Origin of the sequence: Streptomyces sp. NPDC005803 (genome assembly GCF_040630435.1) — a bacterium.
Classification (GTDB): Bacteria; Actinomycetota; Actinomycetes; order Streptomycetales; family Streptomycetaceae; genus Streptomyces.
In genome coordinates, this window is the sequence record NZ_JBEXXO010000026.1 from 52,971 (window position 1) to 76,499 (window position 23,529).

The following is a 23,529-nucleotide window of genomic DNA, read 5'->3' on the forward strand; positions in this document are numbered from 1 at the left end:
TGGGCCCGCGCAGGAGCCGGGCACGGGGTGTCCCGCACACCGGCACGGGGTGCCCCAGACGGCGGTCCGGGGCTTGGGGCGCCCGGTAAAGACTTTCCAATACGAGACGGTCTCGTATCGGAATGACAGTAGGCTCTCGCCCATGTCCATACCCTCCGGCGCGCCCGCCGCCGTGCCCCAGGTTCCCGAGGCGGTCCACCGCCGCCGCTGGGCGATCCTCGCCGTCCTGATGTTCAGCCTGCTCATCGTGGTGCTGGACAACTCGATCCTGAACGTCGCCGTCAAGACGATCGCCTCACCCTCACCCACCGGGCTGGGAGCCACCCAGAGCGAGCTGGAGTGGGCCATCAACTCCTACACGCTCGTCTTCGCCGGGCTGCTCTTCACGGCGGGTCTGCTCGGCGACCGCATCGGGCGCAAGAAGATCCTGCTCTTCGGCATCGCCCTGTTCGGCCTGGGATCCGCCCTCGCCGCCCTGTCCGGATCGCCCGGCGCCCTCATCACCTGGCGCGCCGTCATGGGGTTCGGCGCCGCCTTCGTCATGCCCGCCACGCTCGCGGTCCTGATGAACGTCTTCGAGCGCGAGGAGCAGCCCAAGGCCATCGGCATCTGGGCCGGCAGCGTCGGCCTCGGCATCGCGATCGGCCCGATCACCGGCGGACTGCTCCTCGAACACTTCTGGTGGGGCTCGATCTTCCTGATCAACGTGCCCGTCGTGGTCATCGCGCTGATCGCCATGGCGGTGCTCGTACCGGACTCGAAGGACCCGAAGCCGGGCCGTCTCGACCCGGTCGGCGTGGCGCTCTCCATCGTCGGCCTGGTGCTGCTGGTGTACGGCATCATCCGTGGCGGAGAGCTCGCCGACTTCACCGACGCCTCCGTGCTCCTGCCGGTCATCGGCGGCCTGGCCGTCCTGGTCGTGTTCGTCCTCCACGAGAAGCGCAGCAGCAGCCCGGCCATCGACATCACGTACTTCAAGAAGCCGGCCTTCTCCGCCGCCGTGTCCTCCATCGCGCTGGTCTTCTTCGCGCTGATGGGCGTGACGTTCTTCTCCGCCTTCTACATGCAGAGCGTGCGGGGCTGGAGCGCCCTGCAGTCCGGGCTGCTGATCCTGCCGCTGGCCGTCGCCCAGATGGTCTTCGCCCCCCGGGCCCGGCTGGTGGTCGACCGGTTCGGCGCCCGCGCCGTGTGCACCGTCGGCATGCTGCTGGTCGCCGCCGGGCTGGCGGCCTTCGCCCTGTTCGACGCCACGACGCCCGTCTGGGTGATGTGTGTGGTCTTCTTCGTCCAGGGCGCGGGCATGGCCCATGTGATGCCTCCCGTCACCGTCGCCGTGATGCAGGCCCTGCCCCGGGAGAAGGCCGGATCGGGCTCGGCCGTCAACAACACGTTCCGGCAGGTCGGCGGTGCCCTGGGGATCGCCGTCCTCGGCTCGGTGCTGTCCGCCGTCTACCGCGGCGACATCGAGGGACACCTCGACGGGGTCCCGGCCGCGGCCAGGGACGTGGCGGGGGAGTCGATCGAGGCGACGCTCGGCGTCGCGGAGAAGATGGGCCCGGCCGGCACCCCGCTGGTGGCCGCCGCGCACGACGCGTTCATGAGCGCCATGCACGTCACGGCCATCGGCTCGGCGTGCGTCGCCCTGATCGGAGCGATCGTGGTGGCCCTGTTCCTGCCGGGCAGGCCGCCCGCCGGCCGGACGGTCGTACGGGACGAGCCGACGGTGCCCGCGGACGCCTGACGGTTAGGGGGGCAGCCCGGCGGGTCTGGCGCCGGACCGGGCCCGCCCGGTCCGCCGCCGGGCGCCGAAGCCGCCGGGCGCCGAAGCCGCCGGGCGCCGAAGCCGCCGGGCGCCGAAGCCGCCGGGCGCCGAAGCCGCCGGGCGCCGAAGCCGCCCGACGCCGAAGCCGCCGGGCGCCGGACGCGTCGGCGAGAATCGGGGGAGGTGAAAGGTGGATGCACGTGCACGCTCAGGTATCGGACCGGGACGACCGGGCCCCCGGCGAGCAGGACCGGCAGGTCCGCGGCGGCCCGGACCCGGACCCGGCCCGCGACGGCCGGGGCCTGGAGCACCGCCCCGGAGGCGAGCGGGAGCCCCGCCGCGGCCGCCCGCGCAGCGCTGCCGCGGAGCGGGCCATCCTGGACGCCGTCGTCGCCCTGCTGGAGGCCGGCGAACCCCTCGCCGGCCTGTCCATCGAGCGGATCGCCCGTACCGCAGGGGTCGGCAAGGCCACCATCTACCGGCGCTGGACCGGCAAGGAGGAGCTCTTCGTCGACGTCCTGCGCGAGATCGAGCCGGCGGAGCCCGACGTCTCCGGCACCGGGGGAATCGGCGACCTGCGCGTCCTGCTGGAGTCCATGCGCACCCGCGGACTCGCCCAGCGTTCCTCGGTGCTGCTGCACAACGTGTTCGCCCAGATGAAGAGCCACCCCAGGCTGTGGGCCGAGTACCACCGCACCGTGATAGCACCCCGCCGGGCCGCGATGCTCGCCGCCGTCGCCCGCGCCGTCGAGGCGGGCGAGCTGCGGGGCGACACGGACGTGGAGCTGATGGACGACCTGTTCCTCGGCCCCATGCTCGTACGCACCGTCCACCGGCCGGAAGCGCCGCTGCCGGACGATCTCGCCGACCGCATCATCCGTCTGCTCGTCGAAGGCCTCGGGCCGGGTGCGGCCGCCGCCCGGCCCCGTGAAGACGCGGGCCACGGCTGACGCGCCCGGGGCCGTACGAGTGTGATCGTTCTGTCACAAGCCACCGCAGACCCCCTGGTTCCGGAACCCGCCGTACCGCCCCCGTCGTCCTCGTGGCAGTACGGCCGTCGCCGACGGCCGGAAAAGCGGCGCGCATCCCCTAGGGTCGGGGGCGCGGCGATGTGTACGGCAAGGCAGTGAGGACAGCGCGATGGTGCAGGCGTACAGGGCGGACACCGGGAACGGCGGCGCGGGACCGCAGCGCACCGGATCCCGCTTCCGGGACCTGCGCGAGAGACTGGTCCGGGACCGCGGCGTCTGGCGGCGGGGGATCGTCCTGGCCGGCTGTTCGGTTCTGCTCACCCTCGTGATGCTGCTCCACGCCCAGATCCCCAACACCATCGGCAACCTGGGCAGCCTCACCGAGACGTTCCTGCCGTGGTGCGCCGTCTTCGTGCCGCTGCTGCTGGTCCTCGGCCTGGTGCGACGCTCGGCGACCGCACTGGTCGCCCTGCTGCTTCCGGTCCTGGTCTGGTTCAACCTCTTCGGCGGACTGCTCACCGACAAGTCGGGCAGCGGCGGCGACCTCACCGTCGCCACGCACAACGTCAACGCGGACAATCCCGACCCCAGGGGCACCGCCCAGCAGGTCGCCGGTTCGGACGCCGACGTCATCGCCCTGCAGGAGCTTCCCAGCGGCCAGGTCGCGGCGTACGAGGCGGCGCTAGCCGGTCGCTTCCGGTACCACTCCGTGCAGGGGACCGTCGGCGTGTGGAGCAAGTACCCCCTCAGCGACACCCGCCCGGTGGACATCAAGATGGGCTGGGTCCGGGCCATGCGGACCACCGTCGCCACCCCCGAGGGCCCGCTCGCCGTCTACGTCGCGCACCTGCCCTCGGTACGGGTCAAGCTGCACGCCGGATTCACCGCCAACCAGCGCGACCAGAGCGCGGACGCCCTCGGCGAGGCCATCTCCCACGAGCCGCTGGAACGGGTCGCCCTGCTCGGCGACCTCAACGGGACCATGAACGACCGCTCGCTGAACGCGGTCACCTCGCAGATGCGCTCCACCCAGGGCGCGGCCGGTGACGGCTTCGGATTCAGCTGGCCCGCGTCGTTCCCGATGGCCCGGATCGACCAGATCATGGTCAAGGGCGTCGAGCCCATGTCGTCGTGGACCCTCCCGGCCACGGACAGCGACCACCTGCCGATCGCCGCCCGCGTCAAACTCTGAGGCAATCGTCCGCTGCCGCCGCAGGGCACACCACCTGCGGGTTTCGGCCTCCTGCTCGCTGTTTCGCCCTCCGCCGTGCACCGGCGCGTTACCTCCGGGCATAAAACGTCTGAGAGACTTTGTTCCGAACGGGAACAAGGTCACCGGCGAGGAAGCCGGTCCGTCACCGTGCGATCCGGCCCCGGCCGGCCCGCGCCGGCGCGCGTACGACCGCCCTCCCTCCCGCCCTCCCGCTCCCCGCAGGCCCGCCAGGCCCGGCCGGAGCGCACGGGGCCCACTTCGGAAAGGTCTCTCCTCATGCCTCTGGCTCTGCTCGCACTCGCTGTGAGCGCCTTCGGCATCGGTACTACGGAATTCGTGATGATGGGCCTGCTGCCCGACGTCGCGGACGATCTGGGCACCTCCGTCCCCACCGCCGGCTACCTCGTGTCGGCGTACGCGATCGGCGTGGTGGTCGGTGCCCCGCTGCTCACCGCCCTCGGCTCACGCATCCCGCGCAAGCGGATGCTCCTGCTGCTGATGGCGCTCTTCACCGTCGGCAACCTCGCCTCCGCTCTCGCACCCGGCTTCGGCTGGCTGATCGCCGGACGGCTGCTGGCCGGACTGCCGCACGGCGCGTTCTTCGGGGTCGGCGCGGTCGTCGCCACCCGGCTGGTCGCCGAGGGCCGCCAGGCGCGGGCCGTCGCGACGATGTTCCTCGGCCTGACCATCGCCAACGTCGTCGGCGTCCCGGCCGCCACGCTGCTCGGCCAGCACCTCGGCTGGCGGGCCACCTTCCTCGTGGTCGCGGCCATCGGGCTCGGCGCGATGGCCGCGCTCGCCCGCCTCGTCCCGCAGATCCCGGCCGAGGCGCACCGGCACGTCCGCCACGAGCTGCGGGCCCTGGGCAACCGCCAGGTCCTGCTCGGACTGCTCACCGCCGTCTTCGGCTTCGCCGGGGTCTTCGCCGTGTACTCCTACCTCTCGGCCATGACGACCGAGGCGATGGGCTTCGGCGAGTCCTCCGTGACGCTGGTGCTGGCGCTCTTCGGCATCGGCATGACCCTGGGCGCACTCGCCGCGGGACCGCTCACGGACCGGGCGCTGCGCCCCACGCTGTACGGGTCGCTGGGCGCGCTCGCCGTCGTCCTGGTGGTCTTCCCCTTCGCCGCCCACGTGCAGTGGGCCGCGCTGGTGATGGTGGTGCTGCTGGGCGGGGTCGGGTTCATGACGACCACGCCGTTGCAGATGCTCGTCATGAACAAGGCCAAGGACGCCCCGACCCTGGCGTCCGCCTCCAACCACTCCGCGTTCAACCTGGCCAACGCGGGCGGTGCGTGGCTGGGCGGCGTGGCCATCGCGGCCGGCTGGGGCTGGACCTCCCCGGCCGTGGTCGGCGCCGCCCTGACGGTGGCGGGACTCGCCGTCGCCGTCACGGCCGGAGCACTGGACCGGGACCGGACGCCGACGGCCTCGCGGGTCGTGGCCCGGGCGACCGCGCCCGCCCAGCGGAAGGCCGGGGCGGACGTGCACTGATCCGCGTGACCTGACCGGCACATGGGCGGAGTCGGGCCCGTCCGGCGACCGAGGCACGACCTCGGCCGACGGACGGGCCAGGCGCCGTTCCCGGCCCGTCCGTCGATCGAGGACACGCGGCCGAGGACACGCCCCCGGCCGGGCAGGACCGGCCCCACGCTCGCTCCCCGGCGTCAGCCGGACTCGCGCCACCGGTTCGTGATCGGCAGCCGCCGGTCCTTGCCGAAGCCCTTGGGCGAGATCTTCGTGCCCGGCGGGTACTGCCGGCGCTTGTACTCCGCCGTGTCCACCATGCGCAGCGTCTTGGCCACGAGCGCCGCGTCGAACCCGGCCGCGACGATCGCGTCGCGCCCCTGGTCCCGGTCGACGTACATCTCCAGGATCCGGTCCAGCACGTCGTAGTCGGGCAGCGAGTCGGTGTCCACCTGGCCCGGGCGCAGCTCCGCGCTGGGCGGCTTGGTGATGGAGGCCTCCGGGATCGGCGGGGTCTGCCCGCGCTCCTCCGCCGCCCGGTTGCGCCACTTCGCCAGCCGGAAGACCGACGTCTTGTAGACGTCCTTGATCGGCCCGTACGCGCCGACGGAGTCCCCGTACAGCGTCGAGTAGCCGACCGCCAGCTCCGACTTGTTGCCCGGAGCCAGGACGATCTGGCCCTCCTGGTTGGACACGGCCATCAGCATCGTGCCGCGCAGGCGCGACTGGAGGTTCTCCTCGGCGAGGCCGGTGAGCCCGAGCGACCCCATGTACGCGTCGAACATCGGCTCGATCGGTACGGTGCGGAAGTTCAGCCCGGTCCGCCGGGCGAGCTCGGCCGCGTCGTCCCTGGAGTGGTCCGAGGAGTACTTCGACGGCATCGAGATGCCGTACACGTGCTGTGCACCCAGCGCGTCGCAGGCGATCGCCGCGACGAGCGCCGAGTCGATCCCGCCGGAGAGCCCGACCAGCACGCTGCTGAAGCCGTTCTTCGCCGCGTACGCCCGCAGGCCCACGACGAGCGCCGAGTACACCTCCTCGTCGGCGTCGAGGCGGTCGGCGTACCCACCGGTCAGCTCCGCCTCGTACGCCGGCAGCGGCTCCTCGGAGAGGACCACGTGGTCGATCCGCAGCCCGTCGTTCACCACGCCGGACGGCGCCTCGGGCGACGCGGCCGGCAGGTCGAGGTCCAGGATCACACTGCCCTCGGCGAACTGCGGGGCACGGGCGATCACTTCGCCGTCCTTGTCGACGACGATCGAGTCGCCGTCGAAGACCAGCTCGTCCTGACCGCCGATCATCGCGAGGTACGCGGTGGTGCAGCCCGCCTCCTGGGCCCGCTTGCGGACCAGTTCCAGCCGGGTGTCGTCCTTGTCCCGCTCGTACGGGGAGGCGTTGATCGACAGCAGCAGCCCGGCCCCGGCCGCGCGCGCGGCCGGCACCCGGCCGCCGTCCTGCCAGAGGTCCTCACAGATCGCGAGCGCCACATCGATGCCGTGCACCCGCACGACGGGCATCGAGTCGCCCGGCACGAAGTACCGGAACTCGTCGAAGACGCCGTAGTTGGGCAGGTGGTGCTTGGCGAAGTTCAGCGCGACCTGCCCGCGGTGCAGCACCGCGGCGGCGTTCCGGGGCGACCCGGCGGGCTGGCCGTAGCGGGCCGCCGCGGATTCGGAACGGTCGAGGTAGCCGACGACGACCGGGAGCTCCCCGAAGCCCTCCGCGTCCAGGCGGGCGGCGAGCGCGCGCAGCGCGTCCCGCGACGCCTCGACGAAGGATGACCGCAGGGCCAGGTCCTCGACGGGGTAACCGGTCAGCACCATCTCGGGGAACGCCACGAGATGGGCGCCCTGCTCGGCGGAGTGCCGGGTCCAGTGGAGGATCGACTCGGCGTTTGCGGCGAGATCGCCGACGGTCGAGTCGATCTGATTCAGTGCGAGGCGTAGTTGAGGCACGCCGCCCAGTGTAATCGTCTGACTGACACAATGTCCTGGCGGGCCGCGCGGAAATCCGTGCGGCCGCCGGGAGACCGGTCAGCGCAGGTAGCCGAGGACCGTCATCATGCCCGCCTCCGCGTGGTACAGGTTGTGGCAGTGGAGCATCCACAGACCCGGGTTGTCGGCGTCGAAGTCGACGGTCAGCGTGTGCCGGGGCAGCACGATCGCGGTGTCCTTACGGGCCCCGCGCGCGCCGCCGCCCAGGGAGAACGTGTGCCCGTGCAGATGGATGGGGTGCCACATCGCGGTCTGGTTGTGGAACTCCAGCCGGACCCGCTCCCCGGCCTTCACCGGGTGACGCTGGCCTGGGGCGTACGGCTTCCGGTCGAAGGCCCAGTCGTACGCCCTCATGGAACCGGTCAGCCTGAACCGCACCGTCCGGTCGGGCTCCCGGGCGGGCAGGGCCACGGACGCGTCGGGTGACAGCCGGTCGGCCGTCACCCGTTCGCCGTCCAGCTCCTTGGGCCGTACGGACGCACCGGGCGCCGCACCGCCACCGGTCCGCAGGACGGCCATCGCCGAGGCCTTCTTGCCCTCGGCGAGCGCGGTCAGCGGGAACACCCCGTCCTCGGCGGTCACCAGCACGTCGTACCGCTCGCCCATCCCCAGCAGCAGGGTGTCCGTCGTGGCGTGCCGGACCGGGAAGCCGTCGGTGTGCGTCACCGTCATGCGGTGGCCGCCGAGCGCGACGCGGAAGGCGGTGTCACCGCCCGCGTTGATGATCCGCAGCCGGATCCGGTCGCCCGGCCGTGCGGTGTAGACGGACGGGTCCTCGGCCGTACGGCCGTTGACCAGGTAGTACGGGTAGTCCACATTGCCGGCGTTGCCGCCCAGCAGCTCACTGGTGGCCCCCCTCAGCATCCGCGGCGGCCCGCCGTCGCCCTCTTCCGCCGCGGGCGCCGCCGGCATGGCGTGCCCGCTGTGGCCATGGCCCCCGGTGAGTTCGCGGAGCACCGCGTCGGGGGTGGAGCCGTCCACCCCGTCCACCCAGTCGTCCAGGACGACGACCCACTCCCTGTCGTACGCGAGGGGCTCCCGCGGGTCCTCCACGATCAAAGGCGCATAGAGCCCGCGGTCCAGCTGGACCCCCGAATGCGGGTGCAGCCAGTGCGTGCCGGGGCGGGGCACCGTGAACCGGTAGGTGAAGTCCGCGCCCGCCTCGATGGCCCGCTGGGTCAGCCCGGGCACCCCGTCCATGTCGTTGCGCAGGGAGAGTCCGTGTCCGTGCAGGGAAGTGGTCTGCGGCAGGTGGTTGGCGAGGGTGAGGGCGAGCGTGTCACCCGCGGTGACCCGGACCTCCTGCCCGGGGAGCGCGCCCCCGTACGCCCACGAGCTGACGGTGCGTCCGCCGCCCAGATCCAGCCGGGACGGGGTCGCGGTCAGGGTGACCTCGCGCAGGGGCCCGGCGCCCCGTCGCCGCTCGGCCGCGGCGACCTCCGGCCCGTCGGGGGAGACGTACCCCTCCGGGGCGGCGGGGCCGGAGGGGGCCGGGTGGCTCAGCGCGGAGGAGCGGTCAGCGGCCGCGCCGCGGCCGGCGTAGGCGGCGAGAAGTCCCGTACCGGCGAGGGCCAACGAAGAACTGAGTACGGCGCGGCGGGTGTGCTGAGCGGGCATGACGGAGTGCACCTCAAGGATGGGTCGGTGTGCTGAAGGGCGGGCCGGGGCGCCAGAACGCCTGTGTCCGCGGCGCCGGCAGACCCGCGAGGACGGCCGCCATGGGATCGGGCGGTGCGGCCTGCCCGGACCGGCCCGGCGGCGTCCGGAGGAAGCCGCGTGAGGATGTGCGGCTGTTCGGCGACCGCCATCATCGGGTCACACCTGGCGTTCCGGACATATCGGTCACGCTAACGCCGTCAGGCAGGCGAACGGTGGTGCACCGCCCCGTGCGCGGCGGGTGTCGGGCCACCACCGTTCGTACGGCGTACCGGCCCTTACGCCGGATGCCCGGGGGTTCCTCCGGCGCGCCGACGGGCGCGCGCGCCCCGGGCGAACCCCCGTCGGGGGCTCGGCCGGGGTACGCGAGCGCCTTCACCCGTTCGGGTGCGAGGCGGGGAGGAACAGTCCGCCGTCCGGCAGTCCTCAGGGCGCCTTCGCGGGCCGGGGCGCCGCCCCGCGGTCGGCCAGCATCCGGGCCATGGCGTCCAGCTCGGACCGCTGGCCCTCGACCATGCCCTGGGCCAGTCGCTTCTCGGCCTTCACGGTGCACAGCCGTGCGCAGCCGCGGGCCATGTCGACCCCGCCCTCGTGGTGGTCGGTCATCAGCTGGAGGTACAGGATCTCGGCCTGCTCGCCACTGGCCCGGCGGAGCTGTCCGAGCTCGGTACGGGTAGCCATCCCGGGCATGAGTGACCCGTCGTGTGCCTCGTACCCGCTGCCCATGCCCGGCATCCCGGCCATGTCGTGCCCCTCGTGCCCCTCGTGCCGCTCCGCCATCCAGGCCATCGGCTCCTGCCCGGCGGCCGCTTTCGGCAGCTCCCACAGGTCCAGCCAGCCGAGCAGCATGCCCCGCTGGTTGGCCTGTGTGTTGGCGATGTCGTACGCGAAACGGCGCACGTCCTCGTCATCGGTGCGGTCCCGGACGATGAAGGACATCTCCACCGCCTGCTGATGGTGGACGGCCATGTCGCGGGCGAACCCGGCGTCCGCGGAATCGGTCGCCGGGACCTGCGGTGCGGGGGCGGCCGCGTGGTGGTCCGTCCCGTCGTCCCGCGCGGAGGCGACCGTCGCCGCCCCCGCGCACAGCACCGCGAGCGCGACGGCGGAACCCGCCGCCCACCGGGCGCGCCGGGCGCGTGCGGTGACGGTCACGGAGCCTCCCGCCCGCCGGTGCACGCCGCACCCGGCTCGGGCGTCTGCGGGCCCTGTACGTACTTGGCGAAGAACTGCGCCACCCGGCGGTCATCGGCGCTGTCCACCGTGACCTGCTTGCCCCAGGCGCTCAGCATGAGGGTGCCGGCCTGGTCCTTGTACGGGCTCATCAGCGAGTACGGGGTCTTCGCGACCCGCTCGGCGAGCTTGTCCACATCGGCGGCCGAGGCCTTGTCGGTGTACGTCACCCACACCGAACCGTGCTCCAGCGCGTGCACGGCGTTCATGTCAGGGATCGCCGCTTTGTATACCTCGCCGTCGCAGTTCATCCAGACGGGACTGTGATCACCGCCGACCGGGGGCTTCATCGGGTACGAGACGGTCTCGGTGACGTGGTTGCGGGTCAGCTTCTTCGCGTCCCACGTCTTCTCGCCCTGGATCGGCCCGTCGGCCAGTTCCTTCTTCTCCGCCTCGGACTGCTCGGCGTTCTTGGCGTCCGCGGCCTTCCGGTCGGCCGTGGCCTCGGACCTGTCGACCAGCGTGTAGGCGCCGAAGGTGACGAGACCTGCGACGACGACGGCGCTGACGCTGATGACCAGCACCCGGGCGCGGCGGTCTCGCGCACGGTCGGCCTTGCGCATCTGCTCTATGCGGGTCCTGCGGTCGAAGCTCATGTCGTGGTCCTTCTGCGAAGGGGCGATGAGAAGACGGAACGGGTCGCGAACCGGTGCGCGCGGGGCCCTCGCGAGGCCGCCGCGCCCCGGACGCGCCATGGCCGACGATCGTAGTGGGTGGCCGAGTGCTCCAGCTCACGTCGTGTGCGTAATCTGGGTGAAATCCGGGGTCGTGATACTGGACTTCCCCCCTTACCCCGGGCGGTGGTGCACGGGCCGTCTGAACTGCAAGGATGTGGCTATGGACAAGCAGCAGGAATTCGTCCTCAGGACGCTTGAGGAGCGCGACATCCGGTTCGTACGGCTGTGGTTCACCGACGTGCTCGGTTACCTCAAGTCCGTGGCGGTGGCCCCCGCCGAGCTGGAACAGGCGTTTGACGAGGGAATCGGCTTCGACGGCTCCGCCATCGAGGGCTTCGCCCGGGTGTACGAGTCGGACATGATCGCCAAGCCGGACCCGGGCACGTTCCAGATCCTGCCCTGGCGCGCGGAGGCCCCGGGCACGGCCCGGATGTTCTGCGACATCCTGATGCCGGACGGCTCACCCTCCTTCGCCGACCCGCGCTACGTGCTCAAGCGCATCCTGGCCAAGACCTCCGACCTGGGCTTCACCTTCTACACCCACCCGGAGATCGAGTTCTTCCTGCTGAAGGACAAGCCGGTCGACGGCAGCCGCCCCACCCCCGCCGACAGCTCCGGCTACTTCGACCACACCCCGCAGAACGTCGGCATGGACTTCCGCCGCCAGGCGATCACCATGCTCGAATCCATGGGCATCTCGGTCGAGTTCAGCCACCACGAGGGCGCGCCCGGCCAGCAGGAGATCGACCTGCGGTACGCGGACGCGCTCTCCACCGCCGACAACATCATGACCTTCCGCCTGGTCATGAAGCAGGTCGCGCTGGAGCAGGGCGTGCAGGCGACCTTCATGCCGAAGCCGTTCTCGGAGTACCCCGGCTCGGGCATGCACACCCACCTCTCCCTCTTCGAGGGCGACCGCAACGCGTTCTACGAGTCCGGCGCCGAGTACCAGCTCTCCAAGGTCGGCCGCTCCTTCATCGCGGGCCTGCTCAAGCACGCCGCGGAGATCTCCGCCGTGACCAACCAGTGGGTCAACTCCTACAAGCGCATCTGGGGCGGCTCCTCCCGCGCCGCGGGCGCCGGCGGCGAAGCCCCCTCGTACATCTGCTGGGGCCACAACAACCGCTCCGCGCTGATCCGCGTCCCGATGTACAAGCCCGGCAAGACGGGATCCGCCCGCGTCGAGGTCCGCTCCATCGACTCCGGCGCCAACCCCTACCTGACGTACGCGGTGCTCCTGGCCGCGGGCCTCAAGGGCATCGAGGAGGGCTACGAACTCCCGGCCGGCGCCGACGACGACGTCTGGGCCCTGTCCGACGCGGAGCGCCGCGCCATGGGCATTGAGCCGCTGCCGCAGAACCTGGGCGAGGCGATCTCGCTGATGGAGAAGAGCGAACTGGTCGCCGAGACGCTCGGCGAGCACGTCTTCGACTTCTTCCTGCGCAACAAGAAGCAGGAGTGGGAGGAGTACCGCAGCGAGGTCACGGCCTTCGAGCTGAAGGCGCTGCTGCCGGTGCTGTAACCGCAGGTCAGCGCCGTTGAGGCGCTTGTGCGTGGCTTCGGGCCGACGGTTTCCCACCGTCGGCCCGAAGCTGCTTCAGGCGTCCTGGGCCGGCTGTGGGCCGTCCGGTGCCGCATCGACGGCTTCGTACACGCTGTCCACCGCCTTCCGGCCGTGCCGCTCCCGCGGAGGAGCGGAGTGCGGGAGAATCGTCGTCCCCTTGTTGCTGACTATTCGTCAGTTCCCTGCGATGCTGCGCGCCATGACGGACTCACCGGGAACGGAGAGGGGTGCGGGGGAGGCTTCCCGCAGTGGCCCGGATGTGCTGGCGCCGGCCCGGCTCGGGCCGCTGAGGCTGCGGAACCGGGTCATCAAGGCCGCGACGTTCGAAGGCGCCACCCCCGACGCGCTGGTCACCCAGGAGCTCATCGACTACCACCTGCGCCCTGCCGAGGGCGGCGTCGCCATGACCACCGTGGCCTACTGCGCGGTGGCGCCGGAGGGGCGCACCGAGCGGCGGCAGCTGTGGATGCGGCCCGAGGCGCTGCCCGGGCTGCGCAGGCTGGCCGATGCCGTGCACGGTACCGGCGCCGCCGTCTGCGCCCAGCTGGGTCATGCCGGTCCGGTGGCCGACGGCCGGTCCAACCAGCTGGCCTCCCTCGCCCCGATGGCGGGGTTCAACGCGCTGAGCATGCGCCGTAACAAGGCGGCCACCGCCGAGGACATCGACCGGGTCGTCAAGGCCCATGCCGAGGCCGCCCTCCTGGTGGCCGAGGCCGGATTCGACGCCGTCGAGATCCACCTCGGACACAACTACCTGGCCAGCGCCTTCCTCAGCCCCCGGCTGAACCGCCGGACCGACGCCTTCGGCGGCTCACTGCGCGCCCGCGCCGCCGTGGCACTGGGCATCACCCGCGCGGTGCGTGACGCGCTGGGGGACCGCCTCGCCATCACCGCCAAGCTGAACATGAAGGACGGCGTGCCCGGCGGACTCACCGTGGACGACGGCCTCCAGGTCGCGCGGTGGCTGGAGGAGGACGGCAGTGTCGACGCGCTCGAACTGACCGCGGGCAGTTCGCTGCTGAATCCCATGTACCTGTTCCGCGGCGGCGCCCCCGTCGCCGAGTTCGCGGCCAACTTCCCCCTCCCGCAGCGCCTGGCGATCCGGGCGGTGGGCCGCGGCGTGTTCCGTACGTATCCCTACCGCCCCCTGTACCTGCTCGAATCCGCCCGGCGGTTCCGCGCCGCGCTGGGGCTGCCGCTGATCCTCCTCGGCGGGGTCACCGACCGGGAGGGCATGGACCGGGCCATGGCGGAGGGCTTCGAGTTCGTCGCGATGGCCCGCGCGCTGCTGCGCGAGCCCGACCTGTTGCGACGTATCGGCCGGGACGCGGCCACCCGCTCGCAGTGCATCCACTGCAACCGCTGCATGCCCACCATCTACACGCGCACCCACTGCCCGCTGACCGGGGAACCGGACCGCTGAGCGGTTGCCCGGCCGGCGGGGGCCCGGCCGGAGGCTGCCCCCGGAAGGGCGCACCCTGGAGGCGTGGCAACGCGAGTCGTCCGATGGTGGACCCATGACGTCTGCTCCTGGGACAGCCCTCAGCGGACAGTGCTGTGGCCGAGCGACTGCCGGATCACCCGCACAGCTGAAGGAGTGGTGTAGCCATGCGCATCCTCTTGGTCGGAGCGGGAGGTGTGGGCACGGCGATCGCAAGGATCGCTGCCCGCCGCCCGTTCTTCGGGCGCATGGTGGTCGCCGACTTCGACCTGGGGCGGGCGGAGCGGGCCGTCGCGGCCCTGGGGGAGAGCGGCAGCCGCTTCAGCGCGGTCCGGCTGGACGCCTCGGACCGGTCGGCGGTGTCGGCGGCTCTCGCTGAGCACCGTTGCGACGTCCTGCTCAATGCCACCGATCCCCGCTTCGTGCTGCCGCTGTTCGAGACGGCTCTCGCCCACGGCGCGCACTACCTCGACATGGCCATGTCTCTGTCCCGGCCGCACCCGGCCCGTCCGTACGAGGAGTGCGGGGTCAAACTCGGGGACGCGCAGTTCGAACGGGCCGCGGAGTGGGAGGCCGCGGGGCGTCTCGCGCTCGTGGGCATGGGTGTGGAGCCGGGCATGTCCGATGTGTTCGCCCGGTACGCCTCCGACGAGCTCTTCGACGAGATCGAGGAGATCGGGATCCGGGACGGGGCGAACCTGACCGTGGACGGCTACGACTTCGCCCCGTCGTTCAGTATCTGGACGACCATCGAGGAGTGTCTGAACCCGCCGGTCGTCTACGAGCGGGAGCGGGGCTGGTACACCACGGCCCCCTTCAGCGAGCCGGAGGTCTTCGACTTCCCCGAAGGCATCGGTCCCGTGGAGTGCGTCAATGTGGAGCACGAGGAAGTGCTCCTCGTACCGCGATGGCTGAACGCCCGGCGGGTCACGTTCAAGTACGGACTGGGAGACGAGTTCATCGGGGTGCTCCACACACTCCACATGCTCGGGCTCGACCGGACCGACCCCGTGTCCGTGGCGAGTGACCTGGGGCGGGCCGCGGTATCGCCCCGTGACGTGGTCGCCGCCTGTCTGCCCGACCCGGCGGGCCTCGGGGAGCGGATGCACGGCAAGACGTGCGCGGGAACATGGGTGAAGGGCGTCAAGGACGGCCGGCCCCGCGAGGTCTACCTCTACCACGTCGTCGACAACCAGTGGTCGATGCGGGAGTACGGCTCCCAGGCCGTTGTCTGGCAGACCGCGATCAATCCCGTGGCCGCCCTCGAACTCGTCGCGAGTGGGGTGTGGAGCGGCAGCGGGGTGCTGGGGCCCGAAGCCATGCCGCCGCGCCCGTTCCTCGATCTGCTCACCGAGTACGGCGCTCCGTGGGCCATGCGCGAGCAGTGACCGGTGGCCCGTACATCCGCCCCACCGCGTGCACCGGTGCATGTGCTGACCCGGAACTGCCTCAATAGCATGTGAAAAGCACATTCCGCCCGATCCCCACCCGGCCCATGACCTAGCGAGGGCGCATGGCAGAGGACCTGATCGAACCAGCGCGGCCGGCGACTCTGAAGCCCGACGCGATCGGCTTCGTCGACGCGCTCGTCATCGGGCTGAACGCCACCTCCCCGGCCTACTCCGTGGCGGCCGTCATCGGTCCGATCGTCGCGCTCGTCGGCATCTACGCGCCCGGGGTGCTCTTCGCCTCGTTCGTGCCGATGCTCCTCATCGCCTCCGCCTTCTACTACCTGAACAAGGTCGACCAGGACTGCGGGACGACGTTCTCCTGGGTGACCCGCGCGATGGGGCCGTGGACGGGGTGGCTCGGCGGCTGGGCCATCACGATGACCGGGGTACTGGTGGTGGGGTCCCTGGCGGACGTCGCCGTCAGCTTCGGGCTGCTGGCCGTCGGCCTCGACAGCTGGGCCGACAACGCCTTCGTGCGCCAGCTGCTCACCGTGGTCCTGATCCTCGTGATGACGGGACTGTGCGTCATCGGCACCGAGCTCTCGGCCAAGGTGCAGAACGTGCTGATCCTCGCCCAGGTCGCCTTCCTCCTGGTCTTCGTGATCGTCGCGCTCTACCGCGTCTACGCGGGCACCACGTCGTTCGACTCCGTCCACCCGTCCGCCGCGTGGCTCAATCCGTTCGGGGCGGGCGGCGCGGCCCTCACCGGCGGGCTGCTGCTGGGCGTGTTCATCTACTGGGGCTGGGAGTCCGCCGTCAATCTCACCGAGGAGGTCGAGGACTCCGCGACCGCTCCCGGCAAGGCGGGCGTGTGGTCGACCGTCATCCTGCTGGTGACGTACCTGTCCGTCGGCTTCGCGGTCGTCGCGTTCGCCGGAACGGCGTATCTGGCGGAGAACGCCGACGAGGAGGAGTTCATCTTCGCCCTGCTCGCCCGGGAGGTCATGGGCGGCTGGGACTGGGTCGTGCTGCTCGCGGTCGCGACGTCCGCGCTCGCCTCGACCCAGACCACCATCATCCCGGCCTCCCGCACCGCGCTGTCGATGGCCCGCCGGCAAGCGCTGCCGGCGCACTTCGCTCACATCAGTCCGCGGTTCCGGACACCTGACGTGAGCACCTGGTGGGTGGCTGCCATCGCCATCGCCTGGTACCTCGTCGTCAACCAGATCAGCGAGAACGCCCTCTTCGACTCGCTGACGGCGCTGTCCCTGCTGATCGCCTTCTACTACGCGCTGACCGGTGTGGCGTGCGCGGTCTACTACCGCCACCATCTGACCGGGAGCGTACGGAGCTTCCTGCTCATCGGGTTCGGCCCGCTGGTCGGAGCGGGCCTGCTGACCTGGCTGCTCGTCCGGTCCGTCATCGACATGTCTGACCCCGCGAACTCGTACAGCGGCACCTCGTGGTTCGGTCTCGGGCCGCCGCTCGTCATCGGTATCGTCATCAGCCTGGTCGGTGTGGTGCTCATGGTGGCGTGGAGGCTGCGGTCGTCCCTCTTCTGGACCGAGCGCCGCGGTGTGGTCGATCCCGACCTCGTGCACGGCAAGGAGTCCTGACATGTCCGTGGTTCTCGGCTACGACGAGTCGCCCGGTGCCGCACGCGCCCTGCAGATCGCGATCGAGGTGGCCGCCGCCTACGACGAGCCGCTCGTCCTGGTGTACGGGGCGGCGCCGCCCGGCCCCACGGGCGAGGAGTACCGGGCGGCCTACGACGCCGTTCGCCAGGCCGGGCGCTCGGGCCTCGAACGTGCGCTCGCGGCCGCCGACGCGGCGGGCGTGCCGGCTTCCGTCGAGGTGATCGACCGCGTTCCGGCGCAGGCCCTGATCGAGGCCGCCGCACGTCATGGGGCCCGGGTCATCGTGGTGGGCAGCTGGGGGGAGAGTCCGATACGCGGAGCACTTCTCGGCTCCACCCCGCACAAGCTCCTGCACCTGTCGAGCGTGCCGGTGCTCTGTGTGCCGACGGAGGACTGAGCCCGTCAGCCGGGCGCTCCGGCCCTCCCTGCGGCCTCGCGCTCCCGCACTCAGGTGAAGCTCCGCCCCATCTCGTCCAGGATCTCGTCGATCACCTCGATGGGCTCCCGGGCCAGCTCCTCCTCGATCCACATCCGCATCGCGATCCGCAGCGAGGAGAGGAACGCCGCCGCGAGGACCACGGGGCGGGCCGGGTCCGTCGAGTGGGACGGGCGGGCGGCCACGGCCTCGGCCAAGTCACGTTCCATCGCCGCGTGGTTGGCCAGCTGGCGGGCCAGGAGGGAGGGGTGGTGCATGGCGAGGCGGGTGCGGACGGCCCATTCGCGCTCGGGGGGTGCGACGCGCTCGGCGAACTGTGTCGTCGCCGCCCGCAGCGCCGTCCAGGCGCCCTCCTCGGCGGGGCGTTCGCGCACCGCCCGGACGAGCTCCCTGATCTGCTGTTCCTCGCCGTGCAGAAGGGCGTCCTCCTTGCCGGCGAAGTAGTTGGAGAACGTCCTGCGGGAGATCCCGGCCGCGTCCGCCACGGCCTCCACCGTGAGCTGGTCGAAGCCGTGCCCGACGGTCAGCCGCAAGGCCGCTTCGTGCACGGCCTGCCGGGTGGCTTCCTTCTTGCGTTCCCGCAGTCCCACAGAGCGCTCCATGCGGGTCATTATCCGGGGCCGGAACGGCCGGACGGGGCACGGCAGCCCGGGCGGCGTGCGGTGAGGGAAGTGGACGGTTCCTGACGGGTATCCGACAATGGCCCTCCAGCGGCCGATTCCTCTTCGGCCGTGGACGGGGGACCACCGATGACAGAGATCTTCGTGCTGTTCGGACTGCTGTTCGTCACGATCGGCTTTCTGGTCGTGAAACTGCTGCTGAAGGAACGGCGTCGGCGTACGGAGAACTTCGAAGGCCGGCAGATCGAGCGTCACCACAGCGCGCAGATCCGCGACATCAGGGCGGCGAACACGTCGATCGCCGTCCACAACCGGCTCTTCGACGGGGGCAACGACCACGGGCCCAGGAAGCGCTGAGCCCGGACGGGACCGGACCGGCTCCCGGTTGCGGTAGTGTTTCGCATCCCCGTACGGGGCGTACCGAACGGTCCCCGCACGGGGACGGACCGAAGGAGGTGGGACCCATCACCGCTGTAGCAGGCTGGGTGCTCTCCTCACATGATCGCGTGGTCGGCCGGACATAACCGGCCGCGGAGCACCCCTCGGCATTTCCCGAAAGGCTCCGCTCCATGCCCGTCCTCCTGTCTTCGCTCGCTCTCTCCTCGCTCGTCACCACGCTGCGTTCCGCCGGCTGTGTCTTCGCCGAGGACGAGGCGGATCTGCTCGCCGCCACCGCCGCCGGCACCGACGACCTCGCCGCCATGGTGGAACGGCGGGTCGCCGGCCACCCCCTGGAACACGTCCTCGGCTGGGCCGAGTTCGGCGGCCTGCGCGTCGCCGTGGACCCCGGGGTCTTCGTGCCCCGCCGCCGCACCGAGTTCCTGATCCGCCAGGCGGCGGCACTGGCCCCGAGCCCGGCCGTCGTGGTCGACCTCTGCTGCGGTTCGGGCGCGCTCGGCACCGCGCTCGCCACCGCGCTGGACGGCGTCGAGCTCCACGCCACCGATGTCGAACCCGCCGCGGTGCGCTGCGCCCGGCGCAACGTCGGCCGCCTGGGCCGGGTCTACGAGGGAGACCTCTTCGCCCCCTTGCCCGGCTCCCTGCGCGGGCGGGTCGACGTGCTCCTCGCCAATGTGCCGTACGTACCGACGGACGATGTGGCCCTGCTGCCCGCCGAGGCGCGCGTCCATGAGCCGCTCGTCGCCCTCGACGGAGGCGGCGACGGCCTCGACGTCATGCGACGGGTGGCCGCCGAGGCGCCGCTGTGGCTGGCGCCGGGCGGCAGCCTGCTGGTCGAGGCCAGTGAGCGGCAGGCGGCACGGGCCGAGCAGGTCGTCGGCGGCAGCGGGCTCGTTCCGCGCGTGGTCACCTCCGACGAGCTGTACGCCACCGTCGTGATCGGGACCCTGCCGGCCGGCTGAGCGGATATCCCGCACGGGCCCGTTCAGGACATCGACTCAGGCGAAGTGCCACCGGGTCTGCGTGAACGGGTCACCCTTGCCGAAGCCGAACACCGTCCGCGGGGACACCGCGAAGACCTCGGCCCGGTTGTCCAGCGAGCCCACGAAAGCGCCGTCGGTCACGTCGAAGTGCCATTCCTCGCCGTACTTCGACTTCCACGCCTCCGCGAGCGCGGTCAGCCTGCCCTCGTCGGTCACCCGCTCCGCCCGGCCCTCGACCACCACGTCGAGCCCCTCCGACCAGGAATTGCACCCGGTCGTGAGGACGACCTCGACGTTGGCCGCCAGATTGCGGGCCTTGCGTTCCTCGGGGCCTGTGCAGAAGTGCAGCGCGCCCTGCCACCAGACCCCGATCAGCGGGGTGACATGGGGGCGGCCGTCCGGACGGACCGTGCTCAGCCAGTACAGCTCGGCCTCGGACAGCAGCCGCCGGGCGCCGGCCCAGGGGCTGGGCACCGCGCCGGGGCTGCTGTAGCGGGGGTCCAGCTCGGCGACTGGTTCGGATGCGGACATGGTCGGTCCTCCCGGTCGAGTCCTGAAAGCGATCCTGCCTCCCCAGTACGGACTGCGCACACGCCCCGCACTCATCGGTGCGGGACCGGACCGGCCGGCACAGGGGGCGTGGCGGGGCCGGGCACGCGTTCCCCCGAAGCTCCCGGCTTCGGAACAGGGCAGGCAGGTGCCCCCGCCGACAGCGTCGTCCTCACCATGTTCCCCGAGCCCCCGGCTTCGCGCTCGGTCAGGGAGGCCCTTGCGCCACGGCTCGGTCCTCCGCCCGGTCGCCGCCCGCACCCGGCCCCGCTCCCTCACCCACCCCCATGTGCCGGTCGGTCTAAGCTCGTAGAACTGGGTGGTGATCGGGCGGCGAGCAGGAGAGCGCGGAATGACGACGTTGCCGGGACGCAGGAGCAGTACGTTCACCCGACTGCTGCGACACGGTTTCACCGACCCGTCCGCCGCCGAGGCGCTGCTGGACCTGCCGGAACTGTCCTCCGTACGCTCCGACCCGGTCCTCCTCGACGCCCTCGGGGCCACCGCCGACCCCGATCTCGCGCTGCGCGGGGTCGTCCGGCTCGTCGAGGCCGAGGAGGCCGACGAGCGACAGATCCTGCTGGACACGCTCGTCACCGCCAAGCCCCTGCGGGACCGGCTCCTCGGCGTGCTCGGCGCGTCCGAGGCCCTCGGCGACCACCTGGCCCGGCACCCGCGCGACTGGCAGGCGCTCGTCACGTACGAGGCGGCCGATCTGCACCCCGGCGTTCCCGAGTTCGAGCACGAGCTGGCCGGGGCCGACGATCCGGACGCACTGCGCGTCGCCTACCGCAGGTGCCTGCTGTCGATAGCGGCCCGCGACGTGTGCGGCACGACGGACGTCGCCGAGACCGCCGCCGAACTGGCCGACCTGGCCACCGCCACGCTCCGGGCCGCGCTCGCCATCGCCCGTACGGCCGCGCCCGCCGACGCCGCGCTGTGCCGGCTCGCCGTCATCGCGATGGGCAAGTGCGGCGGGCACGAGCTGAACTACGTCTCCGACGTCGACGTCATCTTCGTGGCGGAGCCCGTCGACGGAGCCGAGGAGAGCGCGGCCATGCAGGCCGCCACCCGGCTGGCCGCGCACATGATGCGGGTCTGCGCCGACACGACCGTCGAGGGCACCATCTGGCCCGTCGACGCCAATCTCCGGCCGGAGGGCCGCAACGGGCCCCTCGTGCGCACGCTCAGCTCGCACCTCGCCTACTACCAGCGCTGGGCCAAGACCTGGGAGTTCCAGGCGCTCCTCAAGGCCCGGCCGGTGGCCGGAGACGCCGAGCTGGGCGCCGAGTACGTCGAGGCGGTCTCGCCGCTCGTCTGGCAGGCCGCCGACCGCGAGAACTTCGTGCCCGACGTGCAGAAGATGCGCCGCCGCGTCGTCGACACCATCCCCGCCGACCGGATCGACCGCGAGATCAAGCTCGGTCCCGGCGGCCTGCGGGACGTCGAGTTCGCCGTCCAGCTGCTCCAGCTCGTGCACGGCCGCAACGACCCCGCCCTGCGCAGCGGATCCACCCTGGAGGCGCTGCGCGCGCTCGCCGAGGGCGGCTACGTGGGGCGGGTGGACGCCTCCCAGCTGGACGACGCCTACCGCTTCCTGCGCGCCATGGAGCACCGCATCCAGCTCTACCGGCTGCGCCGCACGCATCTGGTCCCCGTGGACGAGCCCGACCTGCGGCGGCTCGGACGCTCCCTCGGCATGCGCACCGACCCCATCGCCGAGCTCAACCAGGCCTGGAAGCGGCACGCGTCCGTGGTGCGGCGGCTGCACGAGAAGCTGTTCTACCGGCCGCTGCTCGACGCCGTCGCCCAGCTCGCGCCCGGCGAGTCCCGGCTCAGCGCGAAGGCCGCCGCGCACCGCCTGGAAGCCCTCGGGTACGAGGACCCGGCGGCGGCCCTGCGGCACCTGGAGGCCCTGTCCTCCGGGGTGTCGCGCAAGGCCGCCATCCAGCGCACGCTGCTGCCGGTGCTGCTCGGCTGGTTCGCCGACTCCGCCGACCCGGACGCCGGGCTCCTCGGCTTCCGCAAGGTGTCCGACGCGCTCGGCAAGACCCCGTGGTACCTGCGGCTCCTACGGGACGAGGGCGCGGCCGCGGAGAACCTGGCCCGGGTCCTGTCGGCCGGCCGGCTCGCCCCCGACCTGCTGCTGCGGGCCCCCGAGGCCGTCGCGATCCTCGGTGACCCCCAGGGCCTGAAGCCCCGCAGCCGGAACCACCTGGAGCAGGAGGTGCTGGCCGCGGTGGGACGCGCGGAGGACGCGGAATCCGCGGTGGCGGTGGTGCGGGGGGTGCGGCGGCGCGAGCTGTTCCGTACGACGGCCGCCGACCTCATCGGCTCCTACGGCACCGAGGAGAGCCCGGCCGAACCCGACCCCGGGGCGCTCGTCGACCGGGTCGGCAGCGCCCTCACCGATCTGAACGCCGTCACGATCGCCGGGGCGCTGCGCGCCGCCGTCCGCGCGGAGTGGGGCGACACCCTGCCCACCCGGTTCGCGGTGATCGGCATGGGCCGCTTCGGCGGCCACGAGCTCGGGTACGGCTCCGACGCGGACGTCCTGTTCGTCCACGCGCCGCGCGAGGGCGTCGACGAGCAGGAGGCGAGCCGGGCCGCGAACCGGGTGGTCTCCGAGATGCGCCGGCTCCTCCAGCTGCCCACCGCGGACCCGCCGCTGCTCATCGACGCGGACCTGCGTCCCGAGGGCAAGAGCGGGCCGCTGGTGCGCACGCTGAAGTCGTACGAGGCGTACTACCGGCGCTGGTCGCTCGTCTGGGAGAGCCAGGCCCTGCTGCGGGCCCAGCCGCTCGCGGGCGACATCGACCTGGGCCGCGACTTCATCGAGCTCATCGACCCGCTGCGGTATCCGATGGAGGGGCTGGGGGAGGACGCGGTCCGGGAGATCCGGCGGCTGAAGGCCCGGATGGAGTCCGAGCGGCTGCCGCGCGGCGCGGACGCGACCCTGCACACCAAGCTGGGCCGGGGCGGGCTGAGCGACGTCGAATGGACGGTCCAACTGATGCAGATGCAGCACGGCTGGGTGGAGCCGGGGCTGCGCACCACCCGCACCAGGGAGGCGCTGGCCGCGGCGTGCGGAGCGGGCCTGATCCCCGTCGAGGACGCGCAGACGCTGGACGAGGCGTGGGTGCTGGCGACCCGGGTCCGCAACGCGGTGATGCTGGTGCGCGGGCGGCCGGGTGACACGTTCCCCTCCGGGCCGAGGGAGCTGACCGCGGTGGGGCGGTACCTGGGGTACGAGCCCGGTCATGTCGGGGACATGCTGGACGACTACCGGCGGATCACCCGGAGGGCTCGGGCGGTGGTGGAGGAGCGGTTCTACGGGGCGGCGTGAGGGGGCCCCTGGCGGGGCCGTTTCGGGGGTGACGGGGCGCGGCCGCCTGGCGGAGAGGAGGGGGCATGGTGCGGGTGCGGGTGCGGGCGCGTCGGGGTTTCGGGGCGCTGCCCCGTACCCCGCTCCTCAATCGCCGGAGGGGCTTGATTCTGCCCCGCTCCTCAGTCGCCGGAGGGGCTTGAGGAGCGCC

General features: G+C 72.0%; 18 protein-coding genes. 12 read left to right on the forward strand and 6 right to left on the reverse strand.

Going from position 1 to position 23,529, the window contains the following annotated elements:
* The first annotated feature begins 142 nt into the window (after positions 1–142).
* The 4 genes from ABZ454_RS30425 (at position 143) to ABZ454_RS30440 (ending at position 5,440) form a co-directional block, all read left to right on the forward strand.
* A complete protein-coding gene (locus ABZ454_RS30425; protein WP_356322146.1) occupies positions 143–1,741 on the forward strand; it encodes an MFS transporter in 1,599 nt (532 codons plus the stop codon).
* A 221-nt stretch (positions 1,742–1,962) separates the two neighbouring features.
* Positions 1,963–2,712 carry a TetR/AcrR family transcriptional regulator gene (locus ABZ454_RS30430; RefSeq protein WP_359542728.1) on the forward strand — a complete coding sequence of 250 codons (750 nt, stop codon included), beginning with the start codon at positions 1,963–1,965 and terminating at the stop codon, positions 2,710–2,712.
* Between the two features lie 190 nt (positions 2,713–2,902).
* Complete coding sequence (locus ABZ454_RS30435) at positions 2,903–3,925, forward strand: endonuclease/exonuclease/phosphatase family protein (protein ID WP_356322433.1); 1,023 nt, start codon at positions 2,903–2,905, stop codon at positions 3,923–3,925.
* Between the two features lie 297 nt (positions 3,926–4,222).
* Complete coding sequence (locus ABZ454_RS30440; protein ID WP_359542731.1) at positions 4,223–5,440, forward strand: MFS transporter; 1,218 nt, start codon at positions 4,223–4,225, stop codon at positions 5,438–5,440.
* A gap of 173 nt (positions 5,441–5,613) precedes the next feature.
* On the opposite strand, the gene ABZ454_RS30445 is transcribed toward ABZ454_RS30440, so the two are convergent.
* The 4 genes from ABZ454_RS30445 to ABZ454_RS30460 form a co-directional block, all read right to left on the reverse strand.
* The gene (locus ABZ454_RS30445; protein WP_356322431.1) at positions 5,614–7,368 is read right to left on the reverse strand and encodes an NAD+ synthase; all 1,755 of its coding nucleotides are present in this window, start codon (positions 7,366–7,368) and stop codon (positions 5,614–5,616) included.
* A 78-nt stretch (positions 7,369–7,446) separates the two neighbouring features.
* Positions 7,447–9,024: a multicopper oxidase family protein gene (locus tag ABZ454_RS30450; protein ID WP_359542734.1), complete on the reverse strand. Its 1,578-nt coding sequence runs from the start codon at positions 9,022–9,024 to the stop codon at positions 7,447–7,449.
* Between the two features lie 465 nt (positions 9,025–9,489).
* Positions 9,490–10,218 (reverse strand): DUF305 domain-containing protein, encoded by a 729-nt coding sequence (locus ABZ454_RS30455; protein WP_359542735.1) that lies wholly within the window; start codon positions 10,216–10,218, stop codon positions 9,490–9,492.
* The gene (locus ABZ454_RS30460) at positions 10,215–10,892 is read right to left on the reverse strand and encodes a DUF3105 domain-containing protein (RefSeq protein WP_356322428.1); all 678 of its coding nucleotides are present in this window, start codon (positions 10,890–10,892) and stop codon (positions 10,215–10,217) included. The genes ABZ454_RS30455 and ABZ454_RS30460 overlap by 4 nt, the downstream gene beginning before the upstream one ends.
* 241 nt (positions 10,893–11,133) lie before the next feature.
* Between ABZ454_RS30460 and glnA the strand changes: the two genes are divergently transcribed.
* From glnA to ABZ454_RS30485, 5 genes are all read left to right on the forward strand, one after another.
* Positions 11,134–12,495: a type I glutamate--ammonia ligase gene (gene glnA, locus ABZ454_RS30465; protein ID WP_356322427.1), complete on the forward strand. Its 1,362-nt coding sequence runs from the start codon at positions 11,134–11,136 to the stop codon at positions 12,493–12,495.
* A gap of 241 nt (positions 12,496–12,736) precedes the next feature.
* Positions 12,737–13,960: an NADH:flavin oxidoreductase gene (locus ABZ454_RS30470; RefSeq protein WP_359542738.1), complete on the forward strand. Its 1,224-nt coding sequence runs from the start codon at positions 12,737–12,739 to the stop codon at positions 13,958–13,960.
* 185 nt (positions 13,961–14,145) lie between these two features.
* On the forward strand, positions 14,146–15,366 hold the full coding sequence (locus ABZ454_RS30475) for a saccharopine dehydrogenase C-terminal domain-containing protein (protein ID WP_356322425.1): 1,221 nt from the start codon (positions 14,146–14,148) through the stop codon (positions 15,364–15,366).
* A gap of 125 nt (positions 15,367–15,491) precedes the next feature.
* Positions 15,492–16,985 (forward strand): APC family permease, encoded by a 1,494-nt coding sequence (locus ABZ454_RS30480; RefSeq protein ID WP_356322424.1) that lies wholly within the window; start codon positions 15,492–15,494, stop codon positions 16,983–16,985.
* Between the two features lies 1 nt (position 16,986).
* On the forward strand, positions 16,987–17,403 hold the full coding sequence (locus tag ABZ454_RS30485) for a universal stress protein (RefSeq protein WP_356322423.1): 417 nt from the start codon (positions 16,987–16,989) through the stop codon (positions 17,401–17,403).
* 50 nt (positions 17,404–17,453) lie between these two features.
* On the opposite strand, the gene ABZ454_RS30490 is transcribed toward ABZ454_RS30485, so the two are convergent.
* The gene (locus tag ABZ454_RS30490) at positions 17,454–18,044 is read right to left on the reverse strand and encodes a TetR family transcriptional regulator (protein WP_359542740.1); all 591 of its coding nucleotides are present in this window, start codon (positions 18,042–18,044) and stop codon (positions 17,454–17,456) included.
* Between the two features lie 147 nt (positions 18,045–18,191).
* Between ABZ454_RS30490 and ABZ454_RS30495 the strand changes: the two genes are divergently transcribed.
* Together ABZ454_RS30495 and ABZ454_RS30500 are read left to right on the forward strand one after the other, a co-directional pair.
* On the forward strand, positions 18,192–18,419 hold the full coding sequence (locus ABZ454_RS30495) for a hypothetical protein (RefSeq protein WP_356322421.1): 228 nt from the start codon (positions 18,192–18,194) through the stop codon (positions 18,417–18,419).
* A 212-nt stretch (positions 18,420–18,631) separates the two neighbouring features.
* Complete coding sequence (locus ABZ454_RS30500; RefSeq protein WP_359542742.1) at positions 18,632–19,423, forward strand: putative protein N(5)-glutamine methyltransferase; 792 nt, start codon at positions 18,632–18,634, stop codon at positions 19,421–19,423.
* A 36-nt stretch (positions 19,424–19,459) separates the two neighbouring features.
* On the opposite strand, the gene ABZ454_RS30505 is transcribed toward ABZ454_RS30500, so the two are convergent.
* Positions 19,460–19,975: a pyridoxamine 5'-phosphate oxidase family protein gene (locus ABZ454_RS30505; protein WP_359542744.1), complete on the reverse strand. Its 516-nt coding sequence runs from the start codon at positions 19,973–19,975 to the stop codon at positions 19,460–19,462.
* A gap of 370 nt (positions 19,976–20,345) precedes the next feature.
* On the opposite strand from ABZ454_RS30505, the gene ABZ454_RS30510 reads away from it, so the two are divergent.
* Positions 20,346–23,339, forward strand: a complete 2,994-nt coding sequence (locus ABZ454_RS30510) for a bifunctional [glutamine synthetase] adenylyltransferase/[glutamine synthetase]-adenylyl-L-tyrosine phosphorylase (RefSeq protein WP_356322418.1) — start codon at positions 20,346–20,348, stop codon at positions 23,337–23,339.
* Positions 23,340–23,529: the final 190 nt, after the last annotated feature.